Below are 17146 nucleotides of genomic sequence, written 5' to 3'. Positions count from 1 at the left end.
GGGGATGTCATCCCCGAAGCTTAAACAGTGATGCGCAAAAGCTCTGCGCCCTCGGCAACCTGATCGCCAGGCCCATAGAGAAGCTCCTCGACCGTGCCATCCGCCGGCGCCGCGATCGTGTGCTCCATCTTCATCGCCTCCATCACGGCCAGCGGCTGGCCGCGGCTGACCTTGTCGCCGGCCTTGACCGCGAAGGACACCACCTTGCCGGGCATCGGCGCAGTCAGCCGGCCGCCTTCGGCATGGGTCTCGCCCGCATGCGCGAGGCGGTCGATGGCGAGGATCCGGGTCGCACCCTCGGCGCCGAAGACATAGGCCGTGTCTTCGTCCTGGTAGACATCGAGCGTGTGGCGCTGGCCATTGAACTGCAGCTCGAGCTCGCCCGAGGGAAAGCTGCCGATCACCAGCGGGCCGGCCACGTCGCCGACCTGCAGCCACAGCGCGCCATCGTGCAGGTAGCGCAGCGTGGCGCTCTGCGGCTCGCCGCGGAACTCGAATTCGAAGGGCCGCGTCGCCACGCCATGCGACTGCCAGCCATCGCGCCGGCTGAACGGATCGCCATTGGCGCTCGCCGCTTCGGCCAGCAGCGTGCGCGCGATCGATGCCGCGGCCGCCAGCGGCAGGCCCAGCGGCTCCTGGTCGAACAGCACCGCGCGCTCGCGCTCGATCAGCGCGGTGTCGAGCCGGGCATTGGCGAACGAATCGGTGCGCAGGATGCCGCGCAGGAACTGCACGTTGGTCGACACGCCGACGATGTGCGTCTGCGCCAGCGCGAGGTCCAGCCGCGCCAGCGCCTCTTCGCGGGTCGCACCATGCACGATCAGCTTGGCGATCATCGAATCGTAGAAGGGCGAGATCACGCCGCCTTCGCGCACGCCGTCGTCGATGCGCACGCGGCTGCGCTGGAAGGCCGTGGCCTGTGGCTTGCGGTACACCCGCAAGGTGCCGGTGGCGGGCAGGAAGTTGTTGTCGGGGTTCTCGGCGCAGATGCGCGCCTCGATCGCATGGCCGTGGATCTGCAGCTGCTCCTGCTTCAACGGCAAGGCCTCGCCCGAGGCCACGCGCAGCTGCCATTCGACGAGATCGAGCCCGGTAATCGCCTCGGTCACCGGATGCTCCACCTGCAGCCGGGTGTTCATCTCCATAAAGAAGAAGTTCATCTCGGCATCGCCGCGCTGCTCGACGATGAATTCCACCGTGCCGGCGCCCACGTAGTTCACGGCCCGCGCCGCCGCCACCGCCGCCTCGCCCATCTGCCTGCGCATCGCCTCGGTCATGCCGGGCGCTGGCGCTTCCTCGAGCACCTTCTGGTGGCGGCGCTGCACCGAGCAGTCGCGCTCGAACAGGTAGACGTAGTTGCCCTGCATGTCGCCGAAGACCTGGATCTCGATGTGGCGCGGCCGCTGCACGTACTTCTCGATCAGCACCGCGTCGTCGCCGAAGCTGTTGATCGCCTCGCGTTGGCACGAGGCCAGAGCGCCAGCAAAGTCGCCGGCCTTCTCGACCACCCGCATGCCCTTGCCGCCGCCGCCCGCGCTGGCCTTGATCAGCACCGGGTAGCCGATGCGGTCGGACTCGCGCTGCAGCAGCGCCGGGTCCTGGTCGCTGCCGTGGTAGCCCGGCACCAGCGGCACACGGGCCTTCTCCATGAGCTGCTTCGACTCCGCCTTGAGGCCCATGGCCTTGATCGCCGACGGCGGCGGGCCGATGAAGACCAGGCCGGCATCGGCGCAGGCCTGCGCGAATTCCTCGTTCTCGCTCAGGAAGCCGTAGCCCGGGTGCACCGCCTCGGCACCCGTGGCCTTGGCGGCTTCGAGGATCTTCTCCCAGCGCAGGTAGCTGTCCTTGGGCGCGCTGCCGCCCAGGTACACCGACTCGTCGCAGGCCCGCACGTGGTTGGCGTGGGCGTCGGCGTCGGAGTACACCGCCACCGTCCGGATGGCCATGCGGCGCGCCGTCGAAGCCACTCGGCAGGCGATCTCGCCACGGTTGGCGATCAGGATCTTCTTAAACATTCGATGAGTCTCCAGGAGGATTTTTCTTGAGCTGGAAGGCGGGCACCACGCCGGGATCGGACCGGCCGCTGAAGATCCGCGCCACACGGCCGAACAAGGACTTGAGGAAGCGCCAGCTCTTGCGGATCAGCCAGACGCTGAGCACCAGCACGGCGATGAACAGCAGCCCGAACACCAGCGGATGCGCCACCGCCAGCCACAGGCCGACCGGCACCGCGGTGTCCTCGACCAGCGAGGCGCCCACGTTGGTGAAGGGCTCGGGCGAGGTGTTGATCGCGGCCCGCGTGGTGGCCTTGGCCGCATGCGCGGTGGCCGCAAAGCCGCCGCCGAGCAGGGCCGCCACCAGCGCCATCGCCGCGTGGTCGGCGCCGAACACGCCCGCCGCCAGCGCGGCGCCGGCCGGGATCCGGATCGCGGTATGGACCATGTCCCAGATCGAATCGAGGCCCGGGATCTTGTCGGCGAAGAACTCGACGAAGACCATGAAGCCGCTGGCCGCCAGCACCACCGGGTGCGCCAGCAGCTGCAGGCCGCTCGGCAACGGAATCCAGCCCAGATAGCCGGCGAGCCCGGTCAGCAGCACCACCAGGTACAGGCGCACGCCGCTGGCCCACCCCAGCGCTGCGGCCAGCGCGAGCAGTTGCGGCATGTCGAGCGAGTTCATGGATTCAACCAGGAAGGCTTGCGCTTCTGCAGGAACGACTGCACGCCCTCGCGCCCCTCGTCGCTGGCGCGGATGTCGGCGATGCCTTCGACCGTCTTCGCGATCAGCGCATCGTCGATCTCCCGGCCGGCGACATCGGCGATCAGCGTCTTGCAGGCCCGCACCGCGGCCGGGCTGGCACCGGTCAGCGCCTTCACTAGCTCGGCCACCTTGGCATCGAGCGCGTCGGCCGCCACCACCTCGTGCACCAGGCCGATGCGATGCGCCTCGGCCGCCGCGAAACGCTCGGCCGTGAGGAACCAGCGCTGCGCCGCCCGCGTGCCCATCGCGCGCAGCACGTAGGGGCTGATGGTCGCCGGCACCAGGCCGATCTTGACCTCGCTCAGGCAGTACCAGGCGCTGTCGACGCTGACCGCGATGTCGCAGGCGGCGACCAGGCCCATGCCGCCGGCATAGACGTCGCCCTGCACGCGCGCGATGGTGGGCTTGGGACAGTCGGCGATGGTTCGCAGCATCTCGGCCAGCTTGCCGGCGTCGGCGATGTTCTCGTCGCGCGTGTAGTCGGCCATGCGCCGCATCCAGTTGAGGTTGGCGCCGGCGCAGAAGGCCGGGCCGTTGGCGCCGAGCACGATGGCCCTGACCTGCGGCGCGGCGCCGGCCTCGGTGAAGGCCTGCGTCAGCTCGGCGATCACGATGTCGTCGAAGGCATTGCGCGCCTCGGGCTGGTCGAGCCAGATGCGCGCGACCGCGCCGTCGATCGACAGCTTCAGCTTGGTGAAAGACGTGCTCATGAGGATTTCGCTTCCTGTTGCAGCAGATAGACCCAGTCGAGCTCGGGGCCGGGCCGGGCCATGGCGGTCAGCGCGGCGCTGAGCTGGCCGCGATGGTGGGTTGCGTGGTTGAAGACATGGCCGAGCGCCGGTGCGAACGGAATGCGCACCGCGTCGCCGTTGTTGCGGGTGTAGGCGAGCTCGCCGTCGAAGCGCTCGGGCGCCTGCTCCGCCAGCCAGGGGCTCCATCGCTGCACGGCCTGACCCAGCGCCTGGCAGGCCTCGCCGCGGTCCGCATGCAGCTCGGTGTCCAGCGGCAGGCGCAGCGACCGGCCTTCGGCGAAACGAGCGAACCAGATGTCGTCGGTCACCAGAAGATGGTTGACCGTGCGGTGCACCGAGCGAAAGTAGAGGCCGCATTCGCGGTGCCAGTCCGCCTCGGACAGGCCCGCCAGGTTCGACCCGACCAGCCGCTCGGTCGCCCACACGTGGTAGCGCGCGAGGCTGGCGAAGTAGTTCGCGAGCGTCATGGCGCTCACATGCGGAAGATGCCGAACTTCGGCTCGGGGATCGGCGCATTGCGCGACGCCGCCAGGCCCAGCGCCAGCACGCGCCGCGTGTCGGCCGGGTCGATGATGCCGTCGTCCCAGAGGCGCGCGGTCGCGTAGTAGGGATGGCCCTGCACCTCGTACTGCTGGCGGATCGGCGACTTGAAGGCTTCTTCTTCGTCGGCGCTCCACTGCCCGCCCTTGGCCTCGATGCCGTCGCGTTTGACCGTGGCCAGCACGCTCGCGGCCTGCTCGCCGCCCATCACGCTGATGCGCGCGTTGGGCCACATCCAGAGGAAGCGCGGCGAATAGGCGCGGCCGCACATGCCGTAGTTGCCGGCGCCGAAGCTGCCGCCGATGATGATCGTGAACTTGGGCACATTGGCGGTGGCCACGGCCGTCACCATCTTGGCGCCGTGGCGCGCGATGCCCTCGTTCTCGTACTTGCGCCCGACCATGAAGCCCGTGATGTTCTGCAGGAACACCAGCGGCGTCTTGCGCTGGCAGCACAGTTCGATGAAGTGGGCGCCTTTCTGCGCCGACTCGCTGAAGAGAATGCCGTTGTTGGCGACGATGCCCACCGGCATGCCCTCGATCTCTGCGAAGCCGCAGACCAGCGTGCTGCCGAAGCGCGACTTGAATTCGTGGAACTCGCTGCCGTCGACGATGCGGGCGATGATCTCGCGCACGTCGAAGGGCTTGCGGGTGTCGGTGGGGATGACGCCGTAGAGCTCATCGACCGGGAAGGCCGGTGCGCGGATCGCAGCCGCCGGGGCCGCCTCGGCAGCCGCCTTGCGAGCATTCAGGTTGGCCACTGCCGAGCGCGCCAGCGCCAGCGCATGCAGGTCGTTCTGCGCCAGATGGTCGGCCACGCCCGACAGCCGCGTGTGGACGTCGCCGCCGCCCAAGTCCTCGGCAGTGACGACCTCACCCGTGGCCGCCTTCACGAGCGGCGGGCCGCCCAGAAAGATGGTGCCCTGGTTCTTGACGATGATGCTCTCGTCGCTCATCGCCGGCACGTAGGCGCCGCCGGCGGTGCAGGAGCCCATCACGACCGCGATCTGCGCGATGCCCTGCGCGCTCATCTGCGCCTGGTTGTAGAAGATGCGGCCGAAGTGGTCGCGGTCGGGAAAGACCTCGTCCTGGTTCGGCAGGTTGGCGCCGCCGGAGTCGACCAGGTAGATGCAGGGCAGCCGGTTCTGCTCGGCGATCTCCTGCGCCCGCAGGTGCTTCTTGACCGTGACCGGGTAGTAGGTGCCGCCCTTCACTGTCGCGTCGTTGCAGACGATCATGCAGTCGACGCCGCTGACCCGGCCGATGCCGGCGATCAGGCCCGCGCCGGGCGCTGCGCCGTGGTACATCGCATGCGCGGCGAGCGGCGCCACTTCGAGAAAGGGCGTGCCCGGGTCCAGCAGCTGGGCCACGCGGTCGCGCGGCAGCAGCTTGCCGCGCGCCGTGTGCTTGCTGCGCGCGGCCTCGCCGCCGCCGGCCTCGACCTTGGCGAACTGCACGTGCAGGTCGTCGACCAGCGCGCGCATCGCGGTCGCGTTGGCCTGGAATTCCGCCGAGCGGGCATTGAGTTGGGTCTCGAGCTTCATGCAGTCTTGTCCTCGTCCAGCCCGAGCTGGTGCTTCATTGCTTCGCGAATCTTGAACTTCTGGATCTTGCCCGTGACCGTCATCGGAAACTCGGTCACGAACTCGATGTAGCGCGGCACCTTGTAGTGCGCGATCTGCCCCTTGCAGAAATCGCGCACCTCGTCGGCCGTCACGCTCTGGCCCGGCTTGGCGATGATCCAGGCGCAGAGCTCTTCGCCGTACTTCTTGTCGGGCAGTCCGACCACCTGCACGTCCTGGACCTTCGGATGGCGATACAGGAACTCCTCGATCTCGCGCGGGTAGATGTTCTCGCCGCCGCGGATCACCAGGTCCTTGATGCGCCCGACGATGTTGACGTAGCCCTCAACGTCCATGGTGGCGAGGTCGCCGGTGTGCATCCAGCCCTCGGCGTCGATCGCCTCGCGGGTCTTCTCCGGGTCTTCCCAGTAGCCGTGCATGACCGAGTAGCCGCGGGTGCAGAACTCGCCCGAGCTGCCGCGCGGCACGATGGCGCCGTCGACCGGATCGACGATCTTGATCTCGAGGTGCGGTTGCACCGTGCCGACGGTCGACACCCGCTTCTCGAGCGGCGTGTCGGTCGAGCTCTGGCAGCTCACCGGGCTGGTCTCGGTCATGCCGTAGGCGATCGTGATCTCGCGCAGGTGCATCTGCTCGACCACCCGCTTCATGACCTCGGTCGGGCATGGCGAGCCGGCCATGATGCCGGTGCGCAGGGTGCTGAAGTCGAACTCCTTGAAGCGCGGATGGTCGAGCTCGGCGATGAACATGGTCGGCACGCCGTGCAGCCCGGTGCACTTCTCGTCCTGCACCGTCTGCATCACGGTGAGCGGATCGAAGCCGTCGTTCGGATAGACGATGGTCGCGCCGTGCGTCAGGCAGGCCAGGTTGCCCAGCACCATGCCGAAGCAGTGGTAGAGCGGCACCGGGATGCACAGCCGGTCGACCGGCGTCAGCTTCATGCACTCGCCGATGAAGAAGCCGTTGTTGAGGATGTTGCGATGGGTCAGCGTGGCGCCCTTGGGGAAGCCGGTGGTGCCGCTGGTGAACTGGATGTTGATCGGATCGGTGGCCTTGAGCGTCTTTGCGATGACGCCGACCTGCGGATCGTCTGCCGTGCCGCTGTCGTGCAGCGCCGAGAAGCGCAGCAAGCCCGGGAGCTCCCCTTCGTCGCCCGCCGCATCGATCCAGGCCACGGTGCGCAAGTGCGGCAGGCGAGCCGAATGCAATGCGCCGGGTGCCGCGCCAGCCAGCTCGGGCGCCAGCTCGCGCAGCATGCCGACGTAGTCGCTGGTCTTGAAGCGCTTCATCGTGACCAGCGCCTTGCACGCCACCTTGTTGAGCGCGTACTCGAGCTCCGAAGTGCGGTAGGCCGGATTGATGTTGACCAGCACGATGCCGACCTTGGCCGTGGCCAGCTGCATCAGCACCCAGGGCGCGTTGTTGTGCGACCAGATGCCGACCCGGTCGCCCGGCGCCAGCCCCAGGCCCAGCAGGGCGCTGGCGAGGCGGTCGACTTCGCGCTGGAGTTCGCGGTAGCTGTAGCGCTTGCCCTCGTGCACGCTGACCAGCGCTTCGTGGTCGCCCTGCCGGGCCGCCATGTCGTCGAAGAAGTCGCCGAGGGTCTGTTCGATCAGCGGTGTGTCGGTGGCGCCCTGCGCCATGCTCAGCGTCGGGTTCATCGCGCCTCCGTCAGGCAGTCTCGGCGAACAGTTCGCGGCCGATCAGCATGCGCCGGATCTCGCTGGTGCCGGCGCCGATCTCGTACAGCTTGGCGTCGCGCCAGAGCCGCTCGACCGGGAAGTCCTTGGTGTAGCCCACGCCGCCCAGCGCCTGGATCGCCTCGCCGGCCATCCAGGTCGCCTTCTCGGCCGAGTACAGGATGGCGCCGGCCGCGTCCTTGCGGAAGGTGCGCGCGTGGTCGCTGCGGTCGCAGGCCTTGCCGACCGCGTACACGTAGGCGCGCGTGGCCTGCCAGGTCGAGTACATGTCGGCCAGCTTGCCCTGCATCAGCTGGAATTCGCCGATGCTCTGGCCGAACTGCTGGCGCTCGTGCACGAAGGGCAGAACCGCATCCATGCAGGCCGCCATGATGCCCAGCGGGCCGCCCGAGAGCACCGCGCGCTCGAAGTCGAGGCCGCTCATCAGCACCTTGGCGCCCATCCCCTCGCCGCCCAGCACGTTTTCCTCGGGCACCTCGCAGTTGTCGAAGTAGAGCGGGAAGGTATTGGAGCCGCGCATGCCGAGCTTGTCGAGCTTGGTGCCGGCCGAGAAGCCCTTGAAGCCCTTCTCGACGATGAAGGCGGTCATGCCGCGGGCGCCCATCTCGGGCTCGGTCTTGGCGTAGATCACCAGCGTGTCGGCGTCGCCGCCGTTGGTGATCCACATCTTGCCGCCGTTGAGTACGTAGCGGTCGCCCTTCTTCTCGGCCCGCAGCTTCATGCTGACGACGTCGGAGCCGGCATTCGGCTCGCTCATCGCCAGCGCGCCCACGTGCTCGCCGCTGACCAGCTTGGGCAGGTACTTCTTCTTCTGCGCCTCGCTGCCGTTGCGGTGGATCTGGTTCACGCACAGGTTGGAATGCGCACCGTACGAGAGCCCGACCGAGGCCGAGGCCCGCGAGACTTCTTCCATCGCCACGATGTGCGCCAGGTAGCCAAGCTCGGTGCCGCCGTATTCCTCCTTCACGGTCATGCCGTGCAGGCCGAGGTCGCCGAGCTTCTTCCAGAGGTCGGCGGGGAACAGGTTCTCGCGGTCGATGTCGGCGGCGCGCGGCGTGATCTCGTGGGCGGCAAAGTCCTGGATCGCGTCACGCAGCGAATCGATGGTGTCGCCCAGGTCGAAGTTCAGGCCGGGATCGTGCATGGGTTTGTCTCCTTGGTCGGTCAGGCCCGCGCCGGAACTTTCCGAGGCGGAAGTTCGCAGCTTACGCCGTGTGTCGGCGCATTTGGCGCCACAATGGTTGCAAATCACGCCAGCTGGACCCCACGGCGACATGTCCTCATCCCCGCTCCAAAGCACCCGCCGCGCAGCCACGCCGATGGCCTTCGTGCGAGCGATCGTTAGTGGCTACGAACGCTATGGCGTCGACCCTTCCGAGGCCCTGGCACAGGCACAGATCACGCCGCGCGAACTGGCCGATCCCCAGGCGCGCGTGACCGCGGTGCAATTCGAGGTCCTGTCGGGCTTCGCGATGCAGGAGCTCGATGACGAGGCGCTGGGCTGGTTCCGGCGCAAGCTGCCGTGGGGCAGCTACGGCATGCTGTGCCGGGCCTCCCTGGGCGCGCCCGATCTGGGGGTGGCGATCAAGCGCTGGTGCCGCCACCTGCGGCTCCTGACCGACGACATCACGCTCGCGCTGTCGCAGGCCGACGGCCTGGCGACCGTCTCGATCACCGAACACCGGCCGCTGGGCGATTTCCGAGAGTTCTGCCTGGTGTCCAACCTGCGCTTCCTCCACGGCTATGCCTGCTGGGCGATCGATTCGCGGGTGTCCCTCAGTGCCACCGCCTTTCCGTTCGAGGCACCGCCCCACCGGGAGGCCTATCCGCTGATGTTCGGCGGCAGCCTGCGCTTTGGCGCCGAACACGCCAGCTACAGCTTCGACCCGCGCTACCTCGCGCTGCCGCTGCGGCGCGACGAGGCGGCGCTGCGCACCATGCTGCGCCGCGCCCTGCCGCTCACGGTGCTGCAGTACCGGCGCGACCGCCTGCTGGGCCAGCGGGTGCGCGAACTGCTGCGCACCCGCGCCGCGGAGGCCACGACCGCCGAGGCCCTGGCGGCCCTGTTGAACCTGTCGACCCGCACCCTGCACCGCCAGCTGATGGATGAAGGCGTGTCGCTGCAGGCCCTCAAGGACGAGATCCGCCATCGAACGGCGGCCGACCAGCTGCGCCGGACCGACCGGCCGATCAAGCAGATCGCGCTGGCGGTCGGATTCCGCAATGAGAAAAGTTTCTCGCGCGCATTCAGGGCCTGGTCAGGCGCCACGCCGGGCGAAGTGAGGCGCAACGGCCTGCCGCCGGCCAGCGGCACGGCGAATCCGTGAAATAGTGCGCTGGCGGGCACCCAATCAGTCCCTGTCCGACGCAACGGGCACGGGCCTCGGCCTACGATCGCCGCATGCAGCAGACTCTTGACACCGACAGCTCCGCCTTCGCCGACCTCATGGACTTCATCGCGACCTCGGGCCGCACCCGCAACGCCGGTTTCGTGACCGAGAACGCCGAGCAGTTGGTGTCGCACATGTGGGCGGACCGGGCCCGGGCGATGGTGGCATCGCTCACCACGATGGCCACGGCGACGCTGCCGCGCGGTAACGCCTGAGTCTCAGTCGGGCGCCGCGCCCAGCGACCGCTTCAAGGCCTGGAAGTCGGGCGAGCGCTGCAGCACGCTGCGCCCCGCCGCGATCAGCCGCGTCACCTCTTCATCGCTGATCGAGAACGCGGTCGGCACCTGCAGCAGGCGCTGACGCAGCTCGCCATCGGCGGCATCGCGCAGGTTGACCTGCACCACATGGATCTCGGCGTCGGGCGCGAACGCATCCGAGCCGTCGGCGCTGCGCGACTTGAGGTCCTCCCGCCATTGGCGCGCGGTGTCGAGCAAGAACTCCTGGGTCTCGAGCGTGGCGCGCGCGCCGGCACCGAACAGCAGCGTGTCGGCCACCGCGCGGACACCCGGCACCCGGTCGCTCTGGTCGATGTTGTTGGCCGGATCACGGGCCGAGTTGACGCTGATCACGATCAGCTTGCGCACGCTGCCGCGCGGGATGCCGACCTCCTCGAAGCTCTCGCGCAGGCCGCCACCGACCAGGGCGCGGTCGAGCAGCCGGCGCACCGCCAGGTTGTCGGCCACGCCGCCGTCGACCAGGTGGATGAAAGGGCGGCTCTGCGCATCGAGGTAGCTGTTGGCCTGCATGCGGAACATGCGGGCCCGGTAGTTGCCGCCGCCGCGCGCGGCGAGCCGCGGCACGATGCCGCGATCACGGCACTCCTGCGAATAATTCTTGAGCGTCAGCGGGCTCAGCAGGATCGGCACCGCCGACGAGGCCGCGACCGCGAACGACAGCGGCACGCTCTGCAGGTCCGAGCAGATCAGCTCGAACTGGTCGGCCGTGAATTCGAAGGACGTGCCCAGCGACATGTCGGTGGCCGCGATCACCAACTGCGGATGGCGCGCGTTGCGCTCGATGTCGGCGTAGGTCTTGCCCTCGTAGATCTCGTCGAGCCGGCGCGCCAGCAGGTGGCTGCGGCCATACCAGGGCGATGTCAGGTCATACAGGCTGCCCGGCCGCAGGGCCTGCAGGATCAGGCTGTTCTGGAAGTTCTGGCGCAGGAAGTCGCGCTCGAAGTCGGGCAGCTTGTCGGCACCGAAAGCCGCGTAGTAGGCCGCAAGGATGCTGCCGCCCGAAACCCCGCTGATCACGTCGGTGGCGTCGAGCAGGTCGGAGTGGCGGCCGTTCAGGTCGAACCTGGTGCGGCGCAGTTCCTCCAGCACGCCATAGCCGAAAGCGGCGGCACGCGCGCCGCCGCCGGAGAGCGTCACGGCGACCAGGATCGTCGGGTCGCGGCCCGACGCCGGCGCCATCAGGCTGGAAGTCGGCGGCGCCCGCTCGACCAGCGGCTCGTTGAGCCATGGCCGGATCGACGAACAGCCCGCCAGGCAGCCGGCGATCAGGAGACCACAGAGCGCGCGCAGGCCGGGCATGCGGTGGGTATCAGGCGAAGGCGGGGCGCCAGTCGGCCAGCAGTCCCGGCAGCTGCGCCATGTCGGTGAAGATCTGTGCCACGCCGACGGCCCGAAGCGCTTCGGGCCCGCTGTGGCCGAGATCGCTCGGGCTGTAGCCGAACACGGTGGCGCCGGCCGCGACGCCGGCCATGGCCCCGGTGACCGTGTCCTCGACCACCGCGCAGCGCGCCGGGTCGACGCCGAGCGCCGCGGCCGCCGCCAGGTAGACGTCCGGCGCGGGCTTGGAGCGCGGGGTTTCGTGGCCGCTGAAGATCCTGCCGGCGAAGCAGTCCAGGATGCCGATCTTCTCGAGCTGCAGCTCGACCTTGTGACGATCGGCGCCCGAGGCGCAGGCGATGCGGCCGTCCAGCGCCGCGTGCAGCGCGCGCACCGCCAGGGCGGCGTTGGGAATCGCGAGCAGGTCACGTTCCAGCGCCTCGTTGCGGCGGCCGCGGAAGCCGTGCAGCCACTCGGGCGTGATCGCGAAGCCGGTCCTGGCCTCGATCAGCGCGGCTTCGTCCTTGACCGCCTTACCGGTGAAGATCCGCATCGATTCCTCGGTGCTGATCGCCCAGCCGAGCTCGCCGAGCATCTCGGCGAGCACGCGGTTGGTGATGGGTTCGGAGTCGACCAGGACGCCGTCGCAGTCGAACAGGACGGCGTCGAAGGGAGGTGCTTTCATGGGAGCGATCGTAACAACGTCGCCCCCCGGAAGCATGACGACTCAGGCTGGTCGGATCGGAATGTAGATCTCGCCGCCGGCGGCCTTGAACTCGGCCGACTTGCCGGCCATGCCGTCCTCGACCGCGTCGGTCGCCTCGATGCCGCGCTGGGCGGCGTACTCGCGCACCTCCTGGGTGATCTTCATCGAGCAGAACTTGGGCCCGCACATCGAGCAGAAATGCGCCACCTTGCTGCTGTCCTTGGGCAGGGTCTCGTCGTGGAACTCGCGCGCGGTGTCAGGGTCGAGGCCAAGGTTGAACTGGTCCTGCCAGCGGAACTCGAAGCGCGCCTTCGACAGCGCGTCGTCGCGCGAGCGCGCGCCCGGATGGCCCTTGGCCACGTCGGCCGCGTGCGCCGCGATCTTGTACGCGATGATCCCCTGCTTGACGTCGTCGCGGTCCGGCAGGCCCAGGTGCTCCTTGGGCGTGACGTAGCACAGCATCGCGGTGCCGGCCCAGCCGATCATCGCAGCGCCGATCGCGCTGGCGATGTGGTCGTAGCCCGGCGCGATGTCGATGGTCAGCGGGCCCAGGGTGTAGAACGGCGCCTCGTGGCAGTGCTTCAGCTGCTCGTCCATGTTGGCCTGGATCAGGTGCATCGGCACGTGGCCAGGCCCCTCGATCATGGTCTGGACGTCGTGCTTCCAGGCGATCTGCGTCAACTCGCCGAGGGTGCGCAGTTCGGCGAACTGGGCCTCGTCGTTGGCATCCGAGGCGCAGCCCGGGCGCAGGCCGTCGCCGAGCGAGAAGCTCACGTCGTAGGCCTTCATGATGTCGCAGATGTCCTCGAAGTGCGTGTAGAGGAAGCTCTCCTTGTGGTGCGAGATGCACCACTTGGCCATGATCGAGCCGCCGCGCGAGACGATGCCGGTGCGCCGATCCGCCGTGAGATGGATGAAAGGCAGCCGCAGCCCGGCGTGGATGGTGAAGTAGTCGACGCCCTGCTCGGCCTGCTCGATCAGCGTGTCGCGGTAGATCTCCCAGCTCAGGTCCTCGGCCACGCCGCCGACTTTCTCCAGCGCCTGGTAGATCGGCACCGTGCCGATCGGCACCGGGCTGTTGCGCACGATCCAGTCGCGCGTGGTGTGGATGTTGCGGCCGGTCGACAGGTCCATCACGTTGTCGGCGCCCCAGCGGATCGCCCACACCAGTTTCTCGACCTCTTCCTCGATGCTGGAGGTCACGGCGGAGTTGCCGATGTTGGCGTTGATCTTGACCTTGAAGTTGCGCCCGATCGCCATCGGCTCGACTTCCGGGTGATTGATGTTGGCCGGGATGATGGCGCGGCCGCGCGCCACTTCGTCGCGCACGAACTCGGGCGTGATGATCTTCGGGATGCGGGCGCCCATCGGGTTGCCGGCCAGCCGCCTCTCGCGCGCCTCGTCGGCCATGTACTCGGCCATCCACTCGCGCCGGCCGTTCTCGCGCAGCGCGACATACTCCATCTCGGGCGTCACGATGCCGCGCCGGGCGTAGTGCATCTGCGTGACGTTGGCACCGGCCTTGGCGCGGCGCGGCGTGCGCTGCAGCGCGGCGGCGCCGGCGCGCAGTTCGGCGATGCGCTGGGCATCGCGGTCGGCATGGGTCGCGCCGTCGTCCAGCGCGAGATGCAGGCGGCCCTCGTAGCTCTCGGTGTCGTTGCGTTCGGAGATCCACGCATCGCGCACCCCAGGCAGACCGCGGCGGACGTCGATGTCTGCGGCCGGGTCGGTGTAAGGGCCCGAGGTGTCGTAGAGCGAGACCTGCTCGCCATTGGTCAGCGCCACTTCGCGCACCGGCACGCGCAGGTCGGGCCGGCTGCCGGCGATGGCGCCCTTGGTCGAGGCCGGGAAAGGCTCGCGCGTGAGCGTGAGCAGGGAAGCGAACTTGTCGATGGCATTCATGCGGGGCACTCCAGTTCTTGAAAACAAAGGGTGCTCCGCGATGCCTCTGAACGGCATCGCTCCGGGAAAGGGAGTGGGGGTGCCGGGGAGTCGCAGCTCTTCTTACGCTGGTATGAACCAGATCAAGTTCGCGGGTTCGGCCGCTTGGCCATCTCAGTACGCATCTGCGTGCACCCCGGAGCGGGGCCGATTCTAGGCGCCTTGCGGCCCCGCGATCAAGCGGAGTGCGCCGCCGCCAGCGGCGGAACCGTCCGCATCGGCTCGGCGGCATGCAGCGCCACCCAGGCGTCGAGCCCGCCCGCCAGCACGCGCACCCGCGGCAGGCCGGCGCCCATCAGCACGCGCGCCGCCGCGATCGCCGTGGCGTCGTCGGGGCAATCGCAGAAGACGACCACTTCGCGGCCATCGGCGAAGGTCGAGAGCCGCTTCGGCAGTTGCTTCAGCCCGATGCCGATCGCGCCCGGGATCGCCCGGGCGTCGAGCGCGCGGGCCTCGTCCGACCGGACGTCGATCACGGTCGGGCCGGCGCCCGCCGCCAGGGCCTCGCGCAAGGCTTCGACCTGGATGTGGACGATGTCGTCGACCTGCTGCGCCAGCCGGCGTTGCCGCCAGCGCCAACCGATGAAGGCCGCCAGCGCCAGCACGCCGATCGCCAGCGCGCCCAGGCCGATGTTGGAGATCACCGCCAGCACGTCCTGGATCGCGGCATGGAAGATCCGGCCCACGAACAGGCAAAGCAGGGTCCAGATCAGCGCGGCCAAGGTTTCGTAGGCCAGGAAACGCAGGTTCGACATGCCGAGGGCGCCGGCCATCGGCGGCGCCACAACCGAGACGCCAGGCACGAATTTGGCCGCGATCAACGACCATCCGCCCCAGCGCCCGAGGATCGATTCGCTGCGCCTGACGCAGGAGTCGGGCGACAGCGAGATCCGGCACAGCAGCCGCATCACGCGGTAGCCCCAGCGGCGCCCGGCCAGGAACCAGACGCCGTCGCCGAGGATGTTGCCGAGCACCGCCGCCAGCACCACCGCGACCACGGACAGCTGCCCGCCGACCGTCAACCCGCCCGCCACGACCAGGAACGGCACGGCCGGTACCGGCGCCCCGAGGCGCGTCGCGAGCGTGGCGGCGAAGACCAGGGCGGCGCCCTGGCTGGCGAGGAGCGAGACGAAGTCGTTCATGGTTGTAGTGACGTGGAGGCCGGGGCCAGGTGAGCCGCTATTGGCCCTGAGCCGGCCGTTCGACCGACGCTGGCGCGGGCGAGGCGGCCGCTGCGGCCGCCGGCGGGGGCGGATTGCCGCGGAGGTCGAGGTCCGAGAAGTAGGCGATGCCGTGGCCGTGGGTGTTGTCGGCGTCGGCCGAGACCGCCACCGCCGTCACGTCGGGCCGGATGTCGCCGGCCTCTTCGCCGAAGGCACGGCGGTAGTCCGACAGCAGGTTGCGGCGCTCGGACGTCCAGCTGCCCGGCTTGGCCGCGGCGCCGGATTCGAGCACCACCATGCGGATGCGCTTGGTGAAGGCGTTGTCGAACGCGTTGCCCTTGGCTTCCTTGTTGTCCCAGACGTAGCACAGGGTCTCGGTCGGCACCGCCTCGCCGGTGGCGCGGCGCGCCAGCGACAGACGGGTGCGCTCGCCGACGGACAGCCGGTCGGCCGGGAAATCGAAGAACACGCAGACCTTGGCCGCGCCATCGTCGCCGGAGCGCGTGCGCAGGTCGGCGCCCTCGACGAAAGACTCCACCCGCCAGCGCCAGGCCAGCGTGGCCTGCTCGTTGAGCTCCACTCGGGCGGGATGCACCAAGTTCCCGTAGGAGTTGTCGGCATCGACCTTGAGCACGCGCTGGCCGTCGAGCTGGTCGACCTCGAAGCGGGTCGGCGACTTGTTGGGCAAGGTGGTGAAATGCCACGGCGCGGGCGGCTGGGCTCCGGTCGCGCCCGAGAAAGGCGTGAGCAGGTTCTTGTCCTGCGCGCGCGCGTCCGGCGCGGCCAAGAGCAGCGCGGCCACGGCCGGCAGCGCCATCGCGGCGCACAGCCGCCCCCAATCCAGCGTGCGGTTCGTCCAGCTGCCCATGGTGCACCTCTTGGCCTGCGGCCGGTTGAGCGGATCGTCGCTGCGCCTTCGGCGCAACAATCACAGGGTACGGAGTGTGAGGCAGGAGCGGCGCAATATAAATAGCCCGGAAGGAATCGCTCTGTCGCCACAAGGGACACAATCCGTCGGGATTGCTACGAAATCAATAGCATCGATTCGAGTCCGCGCGCGGGCCAACGGACCTTTCCGACCAAATCTGTCAGTGAAGGTCGCCGTCGACGTAATACCAGCGATGGAGCCCCTCGTCATCCTCCTGGCGCACGAAGCGGCTGCGCTCGTGCAGCCGGCTCGCCACGCCGGCGCCGTTGCGCTGGCGGGCGACGAACTCGACCTCCGCGTGGTCGGCATCCAGCACCGAGCGCGAGCGGACGTCCAGGCCCAGCCATTTCACGGCCGGCTCGAAGTCGATGCTCGCCGGTCGGGTCGAGGCGTGCCAGGTGGCCAGCAGGTAGTCGGCGCGTTCGCGCACGAAGGCGGTGTAGCGCGAGCGCATTAGCGATTCGGCGTCCGGTGCCGGCGTGTGCGCAAAATCGTCCACATAGCGGCCGCAGCACTGCGCGTAGGCCAGGGGCAGCTCCCGCCGGTCACGGCGCCCGCAGGGGCAGGGGACACGGGCGGGGCTGGAGGGGGAAGCGGACATGAAAAGGGCGTGGGCGGCGGAAAGTTCCAGGGCGTATTGTGCAGAGCCCATCTGATTAGTTGAGAACAGAGCAACAGTTGCTGCGAAATTTCTTGGTCTGTCCCGCAAGGTCTCAGGCCAAGGCCCGCTGGATCAGCAGCTTCTGGATGTCCGATGTGCCTTCGTAGATCTGGCACACGCGCACGTCCCGGTAGATGCGCTCGAGCGGAAAATCGTTGACGTAGCCATAGCCGCCCAGCGTCTGGATCGCGGCGCTGCAGACCCGCTCGGCCATCTCGCTGGCGAACAGCTTGGCCATCGCCGCCTCCTTGAGGCAGGGCCGGCCAGCGTCGCGCAAGGCGGCCGCATGCCAGATCAGCTGCCGGGCCGCCTCGAGCTGGGTGGCGCATTCGGCGAGCCGGAAGCCCACCGCCTGCTGGTCGAAGATGCTGCCGCCGAAGGCCTGGCGCTCCTTGGCATAGGCGAGCGCC

16 protein-coding genes and 1 riboswitch are annotated in these 17146 nt (G+C 68.8%); of the genes, 2 read left to right on the top strand and 14 right to left on the bottom strand.

Features of this window, described 5'->3' with window-relative positions; genetic code table 11:
* Window positions 1-20 precede the first annotated feature (20 nt).
* From QZH52_RS08480 to QZH52_RS08450, 7 genes are read right to left on the bottom strand one after another with little or no spacing between them, the layout of a single operon-like run.
* Window positions 21-2015, bottom strand: coding sequence for an acetyl/propionyl/methylcrotonyl-CoA carboxylase subunit alpha (locus QZH52_RS08480; protein WP_301806808.1), 1995 nt, complete (start codon window positions 2013-2015; stop codon window positions 21-23).
* Window positions 2008-2679 carry a DUF4126 domain-containing protein gene (locus QZH52_RS08475; protein WP_286534865.1) on the bottom strand — a complete coding sequence of 224 codons (672 nt, stop codon included), beginning with the start codon at window positions 2677-2679 and terminating at the stop codon, window positions 2008-2010. Before QZH52_RS08475 ends, QZH52_RS08480 begins: the two co-directional genes overlap by 8 nt.
* Window positions 2676-3470, bottom strand: a complete 795-nt coding sequence (locus tag QZH52_RS08470; RefSeq protein WP_286529540.1) for an enoyl-CoA hydratase/isomerase family protein — start codon at window positions 3468-3470, stop codon at window positions 2676-2678. Before QZH52_RS08470 ends, QZH52_RS08475 begins: the two co-directional genes overlap by 4 nt.
* On the bottom strand, window positions 3467-3979 hold the full coding sequence (locus QZH52_RS08465) for a DinB family protein (protein ID WP_301806791.1): 513 nt from the start codon (window positions 3977-3979) through the stop codon (window positions 3467-3469). Before QZH52_RS08465 ends, QZH52_RS08470 begins: the two co-directional genes overlap by 4 nt.
* Window positions 3980-3984: 5 nt before the next feature.
* Window positions 3985-5595 (bottom strand): carboxyl transferase domain-containing protein, encoded by a 1611-nt coding sequence (locus QZH52_RS08460; protein WP_301806789.1) that lies wholly within the window; start codon window positions 5593-5595, stop codon window positions 3985-3987.
* A complete protein-coding gene (locus tag QZH52_RS08455) occupies window positions 5592-7295 on the bottom strand; it encodes an AMP-binding protein (protein ID WP_301806786.1) in 1704 nt (567 codons plus the stop codon). Before QZH52_RS08455 ends, QZH52_RS08460 begins: the two co-directional genes overlap by 4 nt.
* 10 nt (window positions 7296-7305) lie before the next feature.
* Complete coding sequence (locus QZH52_RS08450; protein ID WP_286370134.1) at window positions 7306-8478, bottom strand: isovaleryl-CoA dehydrogenase; 1173 nt, start codon at window positions 8476-8478, stop codon at window positions 7306-7308.
* Window positions 8479-8608: 130 nt separating this feature from the next.
* On the opposite strand from QZH52_RS08450, the gene QZH52_RS08445 reads away from it, so the two are divergent.
* Both QZH52_RS08445 and QZH52_RS08440 read left to right on the top strand, forming a co-directional pair.
* Complete coding sequence (locus tag QZH52_RS08445; protein WP_301806779.1) at window positions 8609-9661, top strand: AraC family transcriptional regulator; 1053 nt, start codon at window positions 8609-8611, stop codon at window positions 9659-9661.
* A 74-nt stretch (window positions 9662-9735) separates the two neighbouring features.
* The gene (locus QZH52_RS08440; protein ID WP_301806777.1) at window positions 9736-9939 is read left to right on the top strand and encodes a hypothetical protein; all 204 of its coding nucleotides are present in this window, start codon (window positions 9736-9738) and stop codon (window positions 9937-9939) included.
* A 3-nt stretch (window positions 9940-9942) separates the two neighbouring features.
* On the opposite strand, the gene QZH52_RS08435 is transcribed toward QZH52_RS08440, so the two are convergent.
* From QZH52_RS08435 to QZH52_RS08405, 7 genes are all read right to left on the bottom strand, one after another.
* On the bottom strand, window positions 9943-11319 hold the full coding sequence (locus QZH52_RS08435) for a patatin-like phospholipase family protein (protein ID WP_301806775.1): 1377 nt from the start codon (window positions 11317-11319) through the stop codon (window positions 9943-9945).
* A gap of 10 nt (window positions 11320-11329) precedes the next feature.
* Complete coding sequence (locus QZH52_RS08430; protein WP_301806772.1) at window positions 11330-12022, bottom strand: HAD family hydrolase; 693 nt, start codon at window positions 12020-12022, stop codon at window positions 11330-11332.
* Window positions 12023-12064: 42 nt separating this feature from the next.
* Window positions 12065-13945, bottom strand: a complete 1881-nt coding sequence (gene thiC, locus QZH52_RS08425) for a phosphomethylpyrimidine synthase ThiC (RefSeq protein WP_301806771.1) — start codon at window positions 13943-13945, stop codon at window positions 12065-12067.
* A gap of 82 nt (window positions 13946-14027) precedes the next feature.
* Window positions 14028-14133, bottom strand: a riboswitch (TPP riboswitch).
* A gap of 27 nt (window positions 14134-14160) precedes the next feature.
* A complete protein-coding gene (locus QZH52_RS08420; protein WP_301806768.1) occupies window positions 14161-15126 on the bottom strand; it encodes a VTT domain-containing protein in 966 nt (321 codons plus the stop codon).
* A 37-nt stretch (window positions 15127-15163) separates the two neighbouring features.
* A complete protein-coding gene (locus QZH52_RS08415) occupies window positions 15164-16015 on the bottom strand; it encodes a DUF3047 domain-containing protein (RefSeq protein ID WP_301806765.1) in 852 nt (283 codons plus the stop codon).
* A gap of 220 nt (window positions 16016-16235) precedes the next feature.
* Complete coding sequence (locus QZH52_RS08410) at window positions 16236-16676, bottom strand: YchJ family protein (protein ID WP_301806762.1); 441 nt, start codon at window positions 16674-16676, stop codon at window positions 16236-16238.
* Between the two features lie 112 nt (window positions 16677-16788).
* Window positions 16789-17146: acyl-CoA dehydrogenase family protein (locus QZH52_RS08405; RefSeq protein WP_301806759.1), on the bottom strand; the 358-nt coding region annotated here is incomplete at its 5' end.

Origin of the sequence: Variovorax ginsengisoli (assembly GCF_030486595.1) — a bacterium.
GTDB lineage: Bacteria > Pseudomonadota > Gammaproteobacteria > Burkholderiales > Burkholderiaceae_C > Variovorax > Variovorax ginsengisoli_B.
This window is presented reverse-complemented; position numbering and strand designations above follow the sequence as displayed.